Below are 17,336 nucleotides of genomic sequence, written 5' to 3' on the forward strand. Positions count from 1 at the left end.
TTTAAATACGTTGTGTATTGATAATATCTTATGATTATGAATTGCTTCTTTTATATTTATATGCGTTTAAAGCTATATTATGGGCTTTCTGAAACGATTGCGTTATGTTTTGAATCTATACATCTATAATATTTAAAAACGCTCTCATAATGCGTATTTTTATCTTTATAACCTATCAGTTTTTTTACTAAATGAATTTAAAATTTTTTGTGAATTTTGTTTATAACACATTTGCAACTTAACAGCTTTTTATAGAGATGGTCTTTATAACCAATGCATTCATTTGCATTTTTGCTTTATTCAAATAAAGCTACTGTTTTTACGCATTTTCTATAGCTGTTATCCTCTTTATAGCCATGGCATCATTTTTTATTTTCATAAGAGAAACGATAAATAGGATAATTGCGATTTATAGACTGTTATGAAAACACTTATGAAAATATCTAAAAAGAGATCGATAATTATAAAGATTAGCAAAATCCCTTTTAATAGACTTTTGTTAGTTGTGTCAGTTTTGTCAGTCCTTTTTAGACCTTATATTATTTTTTTAAAATGAGTAAAAATTCAAAACATTATATTTCAATAGATTATTATTTAAAAAACATAACTCATATCAAGAGTACAATCTTTAAAGATAACCAATGATGTGAGTTGATTAAAACTTGTCAGTTATGTGTCAGTAAATTGAACTGACAAAATAGATTATTTGAGTGAGTGATTAAAATGCGTTTTATGAAAAGAAACTGATTACGTTATCGAAATCTCTTTAATGAATTTATCAGTTCTTTTGAATGATAACCTTATGATTTAGAGAATGATTACAACGTGCTTTATAAAAAGCATGTGATCCTTTAAAGCCTTTCAAAAGATGGTTTGTAACTCATAAGAAATGCTATAAAGATCATTATGGTTGTGAGTTTTGACGGGGTTTTGAGTTTTGACGGTTGCTCCTTTTAGATAAAAAAACGATAAAAATTAAAAATGTTATTTTTCAATATGTTAAGATTTTACAGATCTTAAAAAAACAACTCATATTGATAATACAACCTTTAAATTCAATTAATGGTATATGTTTTGTAGGGATTTTGACGATTTTTACACCTTCAAAACCTATAGAGAAATGAATATACATAACTTTGTTTAAACAAAGCTTTTGAAAACAATAAAGCTATCATTTTAGATTACGGTATAACCTCTTAAAGGCAATGTAAAAAAATCTAATTCACTTTAAGACAGGGTTTCTTAAAAGTCCTAAAGCAATCTAAATAAGAGTATCTAAAAGTGCAAATGATTTCTTTTTAGAATAATGCATATTAGGATTGTATCTAATCAACTTAACAAAAGAGGTATAGATTATGTTATAAGACCCTATACCCCTTATGAGTTTATCATACCCATTATGTGAGCATGCTTTATAAGTTATTCAGTTTCTCTTATTTCCAATTTTGGTAAGTTCTTAACGATTTTCATTGTCTCTAAACTTACGGTAATAACCCTTTGAAACAACTCCAAAGGATAAGCAGGGTTTCCAACGGTTTCAACAGCATAGCGATTGGCATCATTAACAATGCCGCTCTTTTTATCAGTCTTTACACATTGCCGTTCCATAACCCATTCAAGAGCGGATTTACCATTGACGATATATTCATAAGCTTCAAGAGGGATATCTGTCATTGTGACATTGCTGTTGTAAAAAACTGTCGATTTATCTTTTACTTTACTATTCCCAAAAAAATTCATTTCTGTAACATAATAGAATTTTTCAGGATTAGGGATATCAGTGAGTTTTGGATCACCTTTTTTAAAGGTTACAGGATAAGGTTCTACAGTTTCATAGTTCATATGCAAATGACCCAGTTCACGCCCTGCTGTTACAAATTTCCAAAAATCATCAGCACTCTTTACACAAGGAATGCGAGGTAATTCTTTGCATAAATTATCAGCATAACGAGAGCGATAATCTTCCGAATGCAAAAGACCGTAAACATAATAGAATAGATCATCTTTTGTTATGGTTTCATTAGGATAAGCAGCTTTAAAATGGTCTAGACCTTCATCAGTAATAGCATCACGCTTCTGTAAACCAGTTGTTTGGTTTTCCTCTATAGAGTTTGTAAATAAATGGGATTGTTTTTCATTTTTACTTTTTGAAACCGTAGTGTCTTCATAAATATAGCGTGGAAAACATTGTCCATTTTCTATCACATGAAAATCAGATACTGTCTTAATCATAATAACAGAAAAATCTTTATTTGCTCCTATACCTGTAATTTGTATCACTCTATTTTCAACCGTTTGCCCTATAGGAAATATCCGCGGCATTTGATAAACTCTTTCATTGAAAACGCGATTATAATAAAACCACTGTCGTGTAAAAGGACGGTAAAGGCTTTGTGTGAAGCATTTTTCTTCAAGTTCAAAGATTGTTTCTCTTACCAATTCTTGTTTAACATTATGACTCCAACTGATTTTTTCGGCATTCGTATTGATAAGATCATTTACAGCCCTTGTACGTGCTTTATGATCAGCATGTACATAAGTATCATTAAAACGTTCCACTTCACTATTGTAGAATGCAATCATGTTATTCATATTCTTTGCTAAAGCTTCACGGCTTGCATTATATGCCCATGCATCACGGCTAGTGATAATTCCACAAGAAAAATTTTCAAAAAATTTTTTACCATGACCTTTTTTATCACCTTTATCACCTATAGCTAAAAATGATTTGAAACTGTCATCACGTTGACTAAGCCAATCCCCATGCTTATCCGGTGTAATTATTTGCCAACCTTTTTTACTTCGTGTAATGCCATCAATACTCCTAAATTTTTCAATTATCGTGAGCTTTTCTTCTCTATTGAGATAGTCTCCAATATCACGAAAATATATTTTTCCATGCTGCTGAGCATTTGGATTTTTTACGAGAATAGAGATAGCAATAGGGGCACGAGAACCTTCACCAAAAATTCCACCACTTTCTTTCTTACGTTGTTCTCCAGAAGTCCGCGCATTTCCTCGTAAATGGAAAATATAAAGGCTGCTAAATTCTTCAACGAGGCATTTTCGTAACCCATCCATAGAACTTCCATTAATAAAACCGGCATTTGTAACAAAACCAATAACACCACGGTCTTTTATACGGTCACTAGCCCAGCGAATGGCACGTATATAGCTGTCATACAGACCTCGTATAAGACTTGCTTTCGATTGAGCCGCATAAGTTTCACTGATCCGTTTATCTAAAATCGGATAAGGAGTATTTTTCGCATTATCGTTTTCACTCTTTTGTCCTATAGAATAAGGAGGGTTACCAAAGATAACTTCGATATTTAGTTTCTTTTGAAGTTCTAAATATTCACTGTTTTCTTTGAGCATACCGTCTATCAAATTTTTTTCTTTAAGCGTCTGAAACGTATCAGCCAAACCAATATGCTTGAAAGGAATGTAATCACCTTTCATCAATCCATGATAGGTTGCTTCAATGTTAATGGCTGCTATATAATAAGCGAGTAAAACAATCTCATTGGCATGGATATCGTAACGGTATTTATATTCCATATCCTCTGGTTTGATGAGATTGGATTGTAAAAGCCGTGTGATAAAGGTTCCAGTTCCAGTGAAAGGGTCTAGAATAGAAACACCCCGTGACCCCAAGCTTTTTCCAAATTCATTGCGCAAGACATCATCAACAGAATGAATGATAAAATCAACAACCTCAATGGGCGTATAAACAATTCCTAATTTTTCTACCGTACGCGGAAAAGCATAACGGAAAAATTCATTATAAAGCTTTACAATTAAGTTTTGTTGTGCTTCAAGACCTGTAATTCCTCGTGTGTAAAATTGTACATTCCTAGAGAGAGTTTTGAAATCTTGAGATTCTTCTTTAAGAGTAACTTTATCAAGGATATTGAGTACGCGTTGTAAAGCATAAGAGACGGGATTTTCTTGAACAAATTGATGTCCCTCAAACAAAGCATCAAAGACTGGACGTGTCACAAGATGTTGTGCAAGCATTTCAATCGCATTTTCTTCTGAGAGGGTCGTGTTTAAATTGTTACGTAATTCGGTCATAAAACCATTAAACACCCGTCGCGTTTCCGTTTCTGATTTTGTTAAAACTTCGGTTAAGCGTGTGATATGATTTTGAGCAAGATCAGCAACATTGGTTGCCCATCTTTTCCAATAGCTAGGGACGTAATTTCTCTTAACAATAGCTGCTCTAATGACATCCGGATATTGAGAAAAAAGGGATAATTCTTCTTCTGGTTTATATCCGTGAAAGGATTCATAAGTTGGTGATCCAATGTTCAGTCCTGAATATTCTGATTTTGAGCGTATAGGTAAGTCATCAATAACCACAGTTGTATCTTCTGAGGTAGCCTTTTGAGAAGGAACAATAATATCAAGGGCATAGCTTACGTCCTGTTTTATGGACATATGGTGGATTATTTTATTAAAACTCTCATCATGGGCACGCAAAGCATTGACGACTTGCCAGATGACATCATATTTCGGATTATTTTCCAAGGCTTGTACTGGTGGAATGCCAGCCGGTACCCCAACGGGTAGAATGATATAGCCTCTTTTTTTACCCTCTGCTCGACGCATGACACGTCCTATTGCTTGAATAATCTCAATTTGACTTTTTCGCGGGTGTAAAAATAGAACAGCATCAAGAGCAGGAACATCAACACCTTCAGAAAGACAGCGTACATTGGTAAGTACACGACACGTATTTTCCCCCGCATCTTCCTTTAACCAGTCAAGTTGTTTTGTACGCTCTTTAGCACTAAAGGTTCCATCAATGTGAGAAAAGGTACAGTTAAGAGGAGGAGTATCTTTATAGTTCTTATGAAGAGCGCGTAAAAATTCTTGAACTTTTTCTTTTTTGAATTCCTTGCATATGCGTTTAGAAGTCTCAATATCTTTGCAAAATGCTAAAGCTCTACGCATGGGATTGGGGTCATCTTCAAGATCAAGTTTCAGATCCATTTTGGTAAGGGCTCTATAACAGCCATTAATCTTGGTCCTATCGTCAAGAATAAGTTCATAATTCTTATCGGTAATAAGATGTTGAATGGATTGGCTTACTTCTTTTTCATTGACAACTAATATGATAACTTTACAAGGTGATAACAGTTTATGTTCTAGAGCTTCCGCAAATGTATAATGATGCAGTTCTTTGCCATAAATTTTTTCGTCATCCATAGAGGCAAGAACAGTATCAGATAGGTCAGCTTTCCTTTTTATCTTATCTGTAAAGATTTTGGGGGTTGCTGTCATATATAGACGTTTTTTACCCCGAATGATTCTGTTATCATGAACCTTGATAAATTCAGATTCACGCTTGTCTGTTCCTAACACAGCCCCAGTTGTTCTATGTGCTTCATCACAAATGATCAAATCAAATTCGGGTAATCCATGATCCTTTTGCGCATCCGAAATCACTTGGATAGAATGGTAAGTTGAAAACACCACCGTCATTGCATCTGCTAGGCTTTCGCAAGCTTCTTTGGCAAGGGCTTGTGCATCCGTGGTAGCAGGGAGAACAAGATCTGATGTTTCCATGCCAACAATATCATCTTGGTTTTTACGACGCTTGCCTACTTTCGTATCCGAACAAACCGCAAAGGAACGCAACGGGATTTGTGCATCGGCTGTCCATTCACGGATTGTTTGCGAGACTAAAGAAAGAGAAGGGACCAGAAACAACACACGCTTGCCTTTCCCAGCAAGGGTTTCTGCTATCTTCAAACTGGTGAAAGTCTTCCCCGTTCCACATGCCATAATCAGCTTGCCACGGTCTGCTTCTTGTAAACCTTCACAGACTTTCTCAAGGGCTTCTTTCTGATGATCTAAAAGCTTTTTTTTCGGTTTCTCTTTAAGAACAGCTTGTCCTTGTTCTTTATAAGCCCCCCAATCGATTTGACTGTTTTCCAAATCAAATAGATTAATCCGTTGAATACGAACCTCTTGTCCTTCACAAGTCAGTTCAACATTGTCACTCCAATCTGTTTCGGTGCTATCAACCAGTATACGGCGGGTGAAGATCTTTTTKCCCGAGGCAGCAATAAAGCTATCAATATCTTCTTTTTTAATGATGTGAGAAGCATCATAGCATTTACATTGAATAGCCGCATAACCACCTTCATCACGGATTGTCGCCACCAGATCAATCCCAATATCAGTTCCATCTTCATCATGCTCTTGCGCCCATTCCAAATAAGTCTGAACCTTTTCGTATTCTTGCTTTTGAAGCGGGTCTTCACTCAAATAAACCATGACAAGATTTTCAAACATGGTTCCTAATTCACGGGGTGATTTAGCTTTTTGCCGATAATATTCCAACAGAGAGCGTAAAGTGACGTGTTCATTATCAGAGTTAACAGATTGCAGCATATTGTAATAAAAATCCCTTGCCTTAAGAGATGATCAATAATCATCAAAAGAATCAAAACGAATTCAATAAAACGCACTTAAAGCAAATAACGATAAAAATGGGAAAAAACTGCTAAAAAAAGCGGATATTTTTTCAAAAGGGGATTTTAAAAGGCTGCTTATCAACAGCCCATGACATGGAATAAGATCAGCAAAGTAGTAAAATTTGCTATTCGTTTTATGGATAAAAAAGACAAATGCATTATGTGCTTTTAAGATATCAGAATGACTATTTTGATAAGTTTTATCACGAATTTTACAAATAGGTTTTGTCGGTTATTACCCCCTCCAAAAAAACTTCAAAACTAATGATGGGGAGTGCTTTGAAGGTTTGTTCTATGAATAAGGGGACATGGTTTAGCAAATTTATCCTTTATATTGATGGGGATATTGAGGCTTACACATTGACTTTCTGGACAATTTTGGTTACAGGTCTGAGAGTATAAGTATGGGGGGAAAATATCTTCACACGGTTACAATCAAGGTGTTTAGCCACTTGGTCTTTAGTTACAAAGATATGTGCTTTTATTAAAAGCATCATAGGGTTGTGACTGTTTTAATTTCTATTATCAATGAGGGTTGATGAAGCGATAGAACGCTTCATGAATGGTGCAAAGCGGGGCAATCTGTATTGTTATTCATCTTTTTACATTGGAAGAGTTTTTTAAGGTTTTTTCTTGTCTTAGTATTGTTTGTCCTGTTGAGTGGCCTAACGGTTTATGCGCGGTCCCCGGCTGTTTTTCATTCTCCAACAGATAATTTTTCTCGCAGATATTCAGAAAAGCAGCAATTAGAAAGAATTGAGAATTTACGGGCTTTAACGCCTCACGGTATGACAAGGCCTTCTGAAGGAAAGCAAGGAGCACTTTTGGGGAGTGGGTACTGCTTTCCAATTCATGATATAGTTGTTGATGGGGTTTATCATATCAAGAAGAGCGCTATAGCCGCTGTAACAAATCCCTATGTTGGAAGATGTATCGGTCTTGTCGATATCCAGCTCTTAATCAAGCAGTTAACCAAGGTTTATTTGGATCAAGGCTATGTTACAGCGCGTTTTTATATCCCTGATCAGGATATCAAAAACAGCAAGATGCTCAAATTTGTTGTTGTTGAGGGCAAGCTTTCGGATATTTATTACAATGGTTTGCCAGCTTCTTCTCATAATTATGTTGTGTGGAGTGCTTTTCCGGGTTTGGAAGGGCATATTCTGAATATGCGCGATATTGAACAGGGGCTTGATCAAATCAACAGACTTTTTTCAGCACATGCTCAAAGCGAACTTCTCCCAGGTCGTGAAGAGGGGAGCACCATTGTCAATATTAACAATCAACCGGAGAAAGCTTTCAAGGTTCGTGTTTCCCATGACAATTTAGGACAATCCTCCACGGGTTACGCGCGTTATAGTGCGGGCTTAAAGTTGGAAAATATTTTAGGGCTCAATGATGCATGGGATTTTAGCTATCAACGCAGTCAATCAGATTATTGGGGTGGGAGTAAACAAGAAGGACATAGCAATAACATTTCAGCAAGTGTGAGTATCCCCTATGGTTATTGGACCTTTGGTTTAAATGGCACTGCTTATAATTATCAAAGCATTATCAAGGGCAATTTTACCGATATTGAAACGACAGGCGATTCCAGTGAGTTACACGCCAGTACAAGCAGGGTTCTTCACCGCGATAGTGTTTCCTTGACAACTTTGAATGTGGGTCTTTCTTATAAAAGAACCAACAACTACCTTCTTGGCAATAAGATTGAAGTGGGCAGTCGTCAATATAGTGTCGCCAACTTTGGCATTTCGCATTCGCGTCAGATGTTCGGGGGAACATGGACCTTTGATGTGAGCTATTTGCAAGGACTTCCCTTTTTTCATTCTGTAAAGAAACATGCTCCAGGAGCGGGGGATGGGGAGCCTCAATTTGCAAAATTTACTGGCACACTGAGCGTTATGACACCCTTTAAGGTTGGAGAGTGGAATTTTCTGTTGAGCAATCTTTTGAGTGGTCAATATTCACCGCATAATTTATTGGCTGCAGAGCAGATTTCGTTGGGAGGCGCTTCCAATGTTCGTGGTACGCGCGAGAGTTTGATTTTTGGCAATAACGGTTTTTTTACCCGTAATGACTTGATGCTGAGAACCATTCCGTGGAGCAATAGTGCGACGCTCAAAAAGACTTTGGGTGAACTTCGCCCTTATGTTGGTTTGGACTATGGTCGTGTTTTTTCGCAAGCTTTGTATGGATTTACGAATGAGCAACTTGCCGGTTGGACAGCAGGCATCAAGCTTGCAGGGGGGATGGTTTCTCTTGATGCCAGTTATTCCAGTATTTTCTGGAGCACAGTCAAACATAAGAAGTCAGGCACATTTTTTATGACATTAGCAATGGAACTTTAAGCGTATTTATTGGGGAGTAAAAGCATGGGACATGAGAAGAGAGAAGAAAGAGCAAAGTTATTAAGCGTTTTAGTTTCTAGTACGATGCTCAAGAAGGTTTTATTTGGGGGGCTTGGTTTTTCTTGTTTGTTAGTCCCTTCAGCCTTACAGGCGCAAATTGCCGTTGATGCGAACGCGAGTGCCACCCATCGCCCTGATATTGTGGCAGCGCCCAATGGGGTTCCTTCCATTGATATTGTTACCCCCAACAGCAGCGGTTTATCGCACAATAAATATAATGATTTTAATATTGGCAATGGAGGTGTGATTTGGAACAATCATGCGCAAGAAGTAGGGCAATCGCAATTGGGGGGCATTATGCCGGGCAATCCGCATTTGCGTGTTACCGGTTCAGCGAAGGTTATTTTAAATGAAGTGACCAGCAGTAAGCGCAGTGCGCTTCATGGTCCAGGAGAGGTTTTTGGGCGCTCAGCCGATGTGATTATAGCCAATCCCAATGGGATCAGTTGTGATGGTTGTGGGTTTATCAATACGCCCCATGCGACCTTAACCACCGGTGTTGCGGAAATTGATGCATCTGGTTTTCTAAAAGGTTTTGTGGTGCGAGGTGGGGATATCACTTTTGGAGCCAAGGGCGCAAATTTTTTCTCAGGAAAAGGGGCGGTTGATATCGTTGATATTGTATCGCGCACAGTGCATTTTGAAGGTCCTGTTGCGGGGAAGGATATTGGGGTTGTTGCTGGAACGGGTCGTTATGACTATGCTTCTCGTGAGATGAAGGAGCTCACCGATATTACTGGTAAGCCAGAATATGCGATAGATGGTTCTGCTTTGGGGGCTCTCCAGGCGGATCAGATTAAACTTGTGGCAACCGAAAAAGGTGTTGGGGTTCGCATGCGCCATGATATGGCGGCCAATGCGGGGCAGTTACATCTTTCTGCGGATGGAAAAATCTCCCTACAGAGTGTCTTTGGTCATGGGGGTGTTGTTCTTAAGTCGAAAAGCCAGAGCATCTTGGCAAAACACATCACCTCTAAAAAGCATATTGATATTGCGGCAAAAAAAGATGTGACATTAGAAACTGTTGGGGCGGATGGTCATTTTACAGCAGAGGCACAAGAAGGGCTTTTAACCCTTGCAGGGCAAGCGACCTCTGGGGGCAATATGAAGCTGTCTTCACGTGAAGCCATCAAAGTCTCTGGGCTAGGGGCAGGGGCTGATATGGCGTTTGAAACGGGTGGTGATCTGACCATTGCTGGCACTGTTTTGTCTGGGGGCAATTTAAAAGCCCATGCCGGTGGTGATATCAGGGCGTATCTTTTAGCCGGTGGGGTTGATATGGCAGCAACGGGGGCTGCTGGAAATCTTGTTTTGGGAAGCCATGGGGGTGTTGATCTCCAGAGTCGTCAAGGTGCGATAGCTGCGGAAAGCATTTATGGAGCGGGAGATATCACACTGGTTTCTCATAACGGGCTATCTGTTTCTCAAACAATTCTCTCTCATGATAATGTTGTCATTCATACACAACCTGATGCTGGAGTTCATTTTGGACAACTGATTGCTTATGGCAGGGTAGATATTGATGGTGGAGCGGTTGATTTTTCTTCGTTGATGGCGGGTGGAGATGCTGTTTTAAAGGGTGGCAGCCTTAATGCAGGCACATTGATGACAGGGTTAGATTTTGTTCGCTCTCAGGTGAGCCCTTGGAATCCTACAGGTGCGCTTGTTTTTTATGATAAAGGTTCCCTTTCTATCACGGCACAAAGGGGGGTAAAGGTTGGACATATTATCAGTGGTGAAAATATTGACCTTTTTGCTGGCAACGACATTTATTATGATCAGATCATAGGGTATGGCAGTGCAACATTAACATCCGTTTCAGGAGGGATCAGTGTTGAGAATGTGCTGTCTGTTCTGGGGGATGTGAGGTTGACAGCACCGAGACTGGATTTAAGTAATAATCGTTCTCATATTTACACGCCGCAAACGCTGTATTTAATTGCAGATCATATTGATGTCTCGGGGAGTGAATTAACGTATGGTGGTTTAGATTTTAACAGCACCAATGTCCTTGATATTCACCATGCACGGTTGCAAGCTGTGATAGATCAGGGGGGGACTGGCAATATTCTTTTTATAGCTCCAGGTATTCTGGTTGATGAGACAACATCGGTTTTAGCGGCACGAGATTTTGCCATCAAAACAGGGGAGTTGCACAATAGTGGTCAATTGGCAGCGGGGCAGAATTTAGCCTTTAGCGTGACAGGTGATGCGACCAACAGCAAAACGGGCTTAATCTACGTGAAGGGCAATGGTGCTCTCAAAGTTGATGGGGCTTTGTTGAATGATGCTGGTGTCGTTATGGCAGAGGGTGATTTATCTTTTACCAATGCGGCAGGCAGCGGAAAGAGCCTTTCCCTTGTCAATAAAGCGGGTTTAATTCAGGTAGGGGGAAACTTAAACATCCAAACAAAAAACTTGCAAAATGAAGCCGATAGTACGCCTAAAATAGAGGAAAAAAAGGAATATAACGATATTTCATTCCAAAGACCAGACAAATATAATTTTCTCGATGGTCGGCCTTTATATTATGATACGAGATCGAATAGTTGGGGTAAAGGAAAGCATTCTAAGTGGCCGTTTGGTACAGATAAGAAGAACTTTATATTTGAGCAACAACTTTGGTCTAGCCAAGAAGAAACCTATGGTACGGCAACTCTAAAAGATGGAACGGTCTATAAGGCATTTACTTGGAAATACAATGATACAAGAAAATCCATAGCAGAGTATGCATGGAATGGTGATAGCTGGGAAGGAGGATTTTGGGGGTCAATAAACGAAGATTGGTCGCACATGACCGAGGAGACTGTCACGCAGACGTTTTCGCATAAACCGGCGGCTCAGGGAATGATCCAATCTCACGGCAATCTTATTATTAACGCTGATACCATTGAGAATAACTATAGCATCATGAGAGCTGGAGGCAATGCGGATATCCATGCCAATGTGCTGACCAATGTAGGGGCAACAGCCTATAAAAATACTTATCTTGGTTGTCATGCCAATACAGATGCTTATTGTTATGCTTATAACGCCGATGGCAGCCGTAATGTTAGTCTTGATATAGCCAATAACGGTAATCGCCAGACTGGCTCGGAAGTTCTCGATACTGTTCCTGGTCTTGTGCAAGCGGGTGGCACGTTGAATTTGGTGGTCGATCAACTCAACAACAAGGCAGCCGAAGGGTCCATTACAGGGGATGCGCATTTTGAAGCCAAAGCGGTTGGGGGTAATCCACTGGAGGCGCTGAACGGTTTAACCGGGGCTGGTGCTTTGTTTACACCAAAAGTGGATCTCAATGGTACAGAAGAACTAGCTGAGGGCAGCACTTTGCCTTTGCCAAAGCCCCAATCGGGGGGTGTTGGGGGCACGTTGCCTCAACAGAATTTCCTTTATGAAACGAGAGCAGATTTCCTTGATGTCGGTAAGTTTTATGGTTCAGCCTATTTTTTGAACAGAATTGGTTATAAGCCAGATCGGGAGATTTTTTTCTTAGGGGATGCTTATTTCGAAAAGCAACTGATTGAAAAACAAATGCGTGATTTGGTTGGCCAAGGTTTGGGTAAAGGCTCCTTTATTCCAGGCAGTGATGCCATTGAACAAGTCAAAAGTTTGCTGGATGCAGGAGCAGACTATGCCAAAGCCCACAATCTTGTCTTTGGTGAGCCTTTAAGTGAAGAACAATTGGCAAGTTTAGAAGCACCGATGGTGATTTATGTTCGTCAACAGGTCAAGGGCATGGATGTTTATGCACCGGTGCTTTACATTCCAGAAAAAGACAGAGCCTCCTTTGTTTCTGCTGGGGCTTTGATCATGGGCGATGATGTCAATATCACTAGCCAAAATACCAGCACTTCAACGATTATCAATTCAGGGCGTATTGCGGCAAATCACCAATTGAATGTGCATGGCGGGGATATCCTCAGTCAAGGAGGGCATTTTGCTGCTGGTGGTGATGCTGTTATCCTTGCAGAAAACAATATTCGTTTGGATGCAGGGCGCACAACGGTTGATGGTGTGGAAACTGTTTTAAACACCCATGCCTTGTCTGCTGGGGGCAATGCGACAGTTCTTGCTAAAAAAGATATCACAGCCTCAGGGGTGAAGGTCACCACAGGGGGTGATCTTGCCATGGTTACAGAAGAAGGTAACTTAACGATAGGCGCAACAGAAACCCATCACTACAGCGAGCATAGTGATGCCACCATGCACCAACAATCAGAAGTTAATTCTGGCGGCTCAACAACGCTTTCCTCTGGAAAAGATTTGCATGTTTTAGGCTCTAAGGTTCAAGCAACGGATAACCTTTTCTTACAAGCAAAAGAAAATGTTTCGATTGATGCCACGCGCAACAGTGCCAATAGCCATCGGGGGGAACAAACCTCCCATGTTGCTGTGCACAATGGCTCTCATTTAAGTTCTGGAAAAGAGACCACTGTTCTCTCTGGAAAAGATATCCATGTTTCTGCGTCCGATATCGATGCGAAGGGCAATGTTGCTCTTGGTGCTCAAGGGGATATCACAATAGATACCAAATCCGATGAGATGGCGTATCATCTTCAGAATAAAAACCTAAAAGTGGATATGCAAGCCTCGCGAGCCGTTGGCTCTTCGATCAATGCTGGGGGCGATTTTACCGCTATTGCGGGGCAGGATGGCAAACCACATGATCTCACCATCACGGGCAGTTTCATTGCGGCTGATGGCAAGGTTGGGATGAAAGCCAGCAACGATGTTCTCATCAACAATGCAGAAAATAGTTTACAGTATGAGATGTCCTACCATAAAGAGGGGGGAGCATTTAGTAGCAGCAAATCCCAGCATAACAAGATTGATGCGACCCAAGTTGTGGGTTCACTCATATCTGGGGGCAAAGGTGTTGCCATTGATTCAGGAAACAACACGGAAGTTGTTGCCTCGATGCTCACAGCCGGAAAAACAGGAGAAACGCCAGAAGACCAAGCAAAAGCCGATATTAAAATTTACTCTGGTGGCAATATTCTCATCAAAGGGGCGCAAGAAAAGTATGATCAGCAAGCACAATCCTCAAAAAGTGGATTTTTGAGTAGCAAATCTTCCGATACATCTCAATCCCATACAACAACGGTTTCCTCTATTCTGGGGGCGACGGGCAATATTGTGTTAGACGCACAAGGGGATACCACAATCACGGCTTCTCATATGATTGCCAATGAAGATATCAATGTGGCAGGACAAAGCGTGACGATTGATGGCATGACAGATCACCATAGCAGCCATTCAGAAACCCATGAAACGGGTTTTGGTGTGGGATCAGGCAAGGGCTTTGCTTCGATATTTGGGAGTGAATCAAAGACAGAGAATGAAGAAAGCTTTGAACATCAAGGTTCTTCGCTCAATGGTAAAAATATCACCATCACCGCCAAAAAAGAAGATGTGAATGTGGTGGGTTCTGACTTTATTGCAGAGGAAAATATTAAGCTTTCGGCAGTCCGTGATGTGAATGTTTTGCCTGGTCACAATAGTCATAGCACAAGTTCAAAGGAAGAACGTTCAGGCTTTGGGATTCAGTTTGAAAAAAGCAAAAGTGGTGCTTCTGTGGGTGTTGGGGTTGAGAGCAATAAAGATACGGGCGATCAATGGGAAAAGACGAATACGCCGTCCAATTTCCATGCGGGCAATGATGCGAATTTTAATGCCGGCAATGATGTGAATTTACAAGCGACAAATGTTTCGGCAGACCGTGATGTCAACATTAATGCTGGCAATAATATCACCCTATCGGAAAGCTATGATACCTCTAATGTACAAGAAACACATGAAAAAACCTTTGCCGGTGTGACAGCCTCTGCGGATATTGGTGTTCTTGGCACGGTACAAGGCTTGAAAGATTCAGCAGACCGCATGAATAATAAGGATGGAAATAACACAGTTATGAATGGCCTCCTGACCGGCATGAAAATCAATCACCTCTTTACCAAAGGCAGGGAGTTTGTTGATTGGTTGAGTGGTAATACAGGGGAAAGGGGAAATATAACCAAAGGGCTGAGTAGTGGATTAGGTGGATTTGGGGGATCCACCAAGGATGTTCTTGCTAATATGTCTGGTGCATCTGGCAGTGTGAGCGTGGGCTTTAAGAGCGAGAAAGCAGAAGCCTCTTCTCAAGACTCCACCGCGGTAACCACAACAATAGAAGGTGGGCGTTCTATCAACATGCATGCCAACAAAGGCAGCATCCATGGTATTGGCGCTGATATTATCGCCGGCACAAACCCGATTTATACGCTGAGCAATGATGAACAGAGCGGTAATATCACCTTGGATGCAAAACAACATATCCTCTTTGAAAGTGCGCAAAACACGCAAAGCACGCAAAATAGCAGTGAAAGTAATTCAATGAGTGTTGGCTACGGTTATGGCACGGGTGGCGCAGGGGCAACGGGCAATACTGCTTTTAGTCAAGGGGAAGGCTCCAGTGAACAACTGCAACACAAGAACAGCCATATTATAGGCACCAGCACTGTTCATACCAACAGTGGGGGAAATACTACATTTGCAGGCGCCGTGGTTTCTGCAAACCGTGTAGAGATGAATGTTGGTGGTGATTTCAGCATTACTAGCCAGAGCGATACCGGAAAAACTTCCAGCAAGCAAAATTCTGTTTCTGTTGGCTTTGGTGCTGGAGCAACGGGTGGTGGAGGTTCAATGAGCGCCTCTTTCCAAAAGGACAAATCCTCTAGTGATTATCATAGCGTTGTGGAACAATCCGGCATTAAAGCAGGGGCAGGTGGCTTTGATATTACAGTGGCGGGTGCAACAACCATGACCGGAGGTATTATCGGCAGCACCGCACCGGCGAACAAAAATAAACTGACCACCGGAAGCATCAGCACCAGTGATATCACCAACAGTGCGCATGCTCTTGCCAGCAGCCATGGTTTTAGCCTTTCTGGAAATGATACGATAAAAAACATTGCCAAGAATGTTTTAAATCACGGTAAAGCCAAGGATGGAGCAGAAGGTGAAACCAAATCGGCTATCAGTGATGGTATCATCATCTTAACCGGTGAAAGCAACCAGAGGGCGATGGGGCAAGATGCTGGACAAATCATTGATGCACTCAACCGCAACACCGCAGCAGCCCACCAAGCTGTCGCACCGATAGACGCCACATCACTTGAGGGAGCAGTGCATAATCGCCTAGATATGATCAATGATTTATCAGATGAAGGATTTGGTTATTGGGATAAAGTGCGTAAAATTGTATTGCGTGTTGACCACCCAGTGGGTGAGGTTGCGCATGATGAAAATGGCAATGTCCTCTATTTAACCGATGAAAATGGAGAGTATATAAAAGGCAGTGATGGAAAATATATTACTCTGTATAACTTTTTAAAACCAGAGGAAGAAAATCATTTACAAAAAGGCTCTGATGGCAATGTTTATATGTTCTACAATGGCATTTTTAATTCCCCTGATGATGCAGCGCGTAATGCCGTCCAAATGGCTGTTTATAACAATGGTCATCTGTATTTTACATATTTCCCACAATCTAAAGATCCGCTGGTAGAGTTAGGGATAGCGTTTTATCAGAAGTTTCTGGAAGGRAATATTGGGGSRTTGAGTAATTCGACGAAGAAATTCCAAGATTTTGTCTCTCGTTATGGCAATGAGGGGGCTATTGTAAGTATGCATAGCCGTGGTACCTTGACAGGGGGTAATGGATTACGTGACCTTGAAGAGCGTGGTATCCATGGTATAGCCAAGAAAACAGACTTCTATCTTTTGGGGGCGGCAGCTCACACGCAATCGATAGCTAATACAGTAGATTACTTAAGCGATGGTGAAAAAAAATATGTCTACGTACAAGGCCATATATTAGACCCCATAAGTACAATCATTGGTTTTAATTTTCCTACAGCTTATGGGGTACGTTCCAAACCATATGATTTATTACATCCGTTAATTCTACCCCTCAGAGAGATGGGGGGAGCGATCATCGGCTATAATCCTAGTACCCATAATTGTTATGCTGATGCAGGATCTGATTGTAGACGTGATTACGGTTCATTTGATTTTATAAAATTTTATTCCACGAGAACAGGGAACAAAAAATGAAAATACGATTTAACTTATTGAGCCTGCTCATTCTATTAAGTATTACTGGATGTGACATATCAAATATSGACAAACCTTCTCCAGGAGAAGTGGCAGTGTGGAAGAAGCCAGGAGCGAACTTTACTGAGGTAGGAAAAGTCTTGCTAGAATGTGGCATGCCAAGCCTTATTGATCAGGATTCAGAAAACAAAACGCTAAGCGACAATGAAATAGCCACCATTGATGCTTGCATGCTTCAAGCTGGTTTCCGTAGAAAATCAGGGGGGCCATATTGGTGTTATAATTATAATAACCTCCCCATTTGTCGTCCTGGTGCTGTTATTCCGAAGCGAAGTGTTGA

General features: G+C 40.5%; 4 protein-coding genes. 3 read left to right on the top strand and 1 reads right to left on the bottom strand.

Annotated features, from left to right (window positions below; genetic code table 11):
• Nucleotides 1-1,419 precede the first annotated feature (1,419 nt).
• The gene (locus CER18_RS08450; protein WP_100129571.1) at nucleotides 1,420-6,405 is read right to left on the bottom strand and encodes a DEAD/DEAH box helicase; all 4,986 of its coding nucleotides are present in this window, start codon (nucleotides 6,403-6,405) and stop codon (nucleotides 1,420-1,422) included.
• 871 nt (nucleotides 6,406-7,276) lie between these two features.
• Here CER18_RS08450 and CER18_RS08455 point away from each other — a divergent pair.
• The 3 genes from CER18_RS08455 to CER18_RS08465 all read left to right on the top strand — a co-directional run.
• The gene (locus CER18_RS08455; RefSeq protein WP_245410078.1) at nucleotides 7,277-8,839 is read left to right on the top strand and encodes a ShlB/FhaC/HecB family hemolysin secretion/activation protein; all 1,563 of its coding nucleotides are present in this window, start codon (nucleotides 7,277-7,279) and stop codon (nucleotides 8,837-8,839) included.
• A 24-nt stretch (nucleotides 8,840-8,863) separates the two neighbouring features.
• Entirely contained in the window at nucleotides 8,864-16,996 is an 8,133-nt protein-coding gene (locus CER18_RS08460) for a hemagglutinin repeat-containing protein (RefSeq protein WP_100129573.1), read from the top strand.
• Nucleotides 16,993-17,336 (top strand): hypothetical protein (locus tag CER18_RS08465; protein WP_100129574.1); only part of this gene is annotated, 344 nt, incomplete at its 3' end. The genes CER18_RS08460 and CER18_RS08465, both read left to right, overlap by 4 nt.

It is taken from the genome of Bartonella tribocorum (assembly GCF_002777915.1).
Classification (GTDB): Bacteria; Pseudomonadota; Alphaproteobacteria; order Rhizobiales; family Rhizobiaceae; genus Bartonella; species Bartonella tribocorum_A.

Excerpts from the sequence above, each read along its gene's own strand:
- CER18_RS08455 (WP_245410078.1), top strand. The coding sequence starts at position 7,277 with ATGACAAGGCCTTCTGAAGGAAAGCAAGGAGCACTTTTGGGGAGTGGG.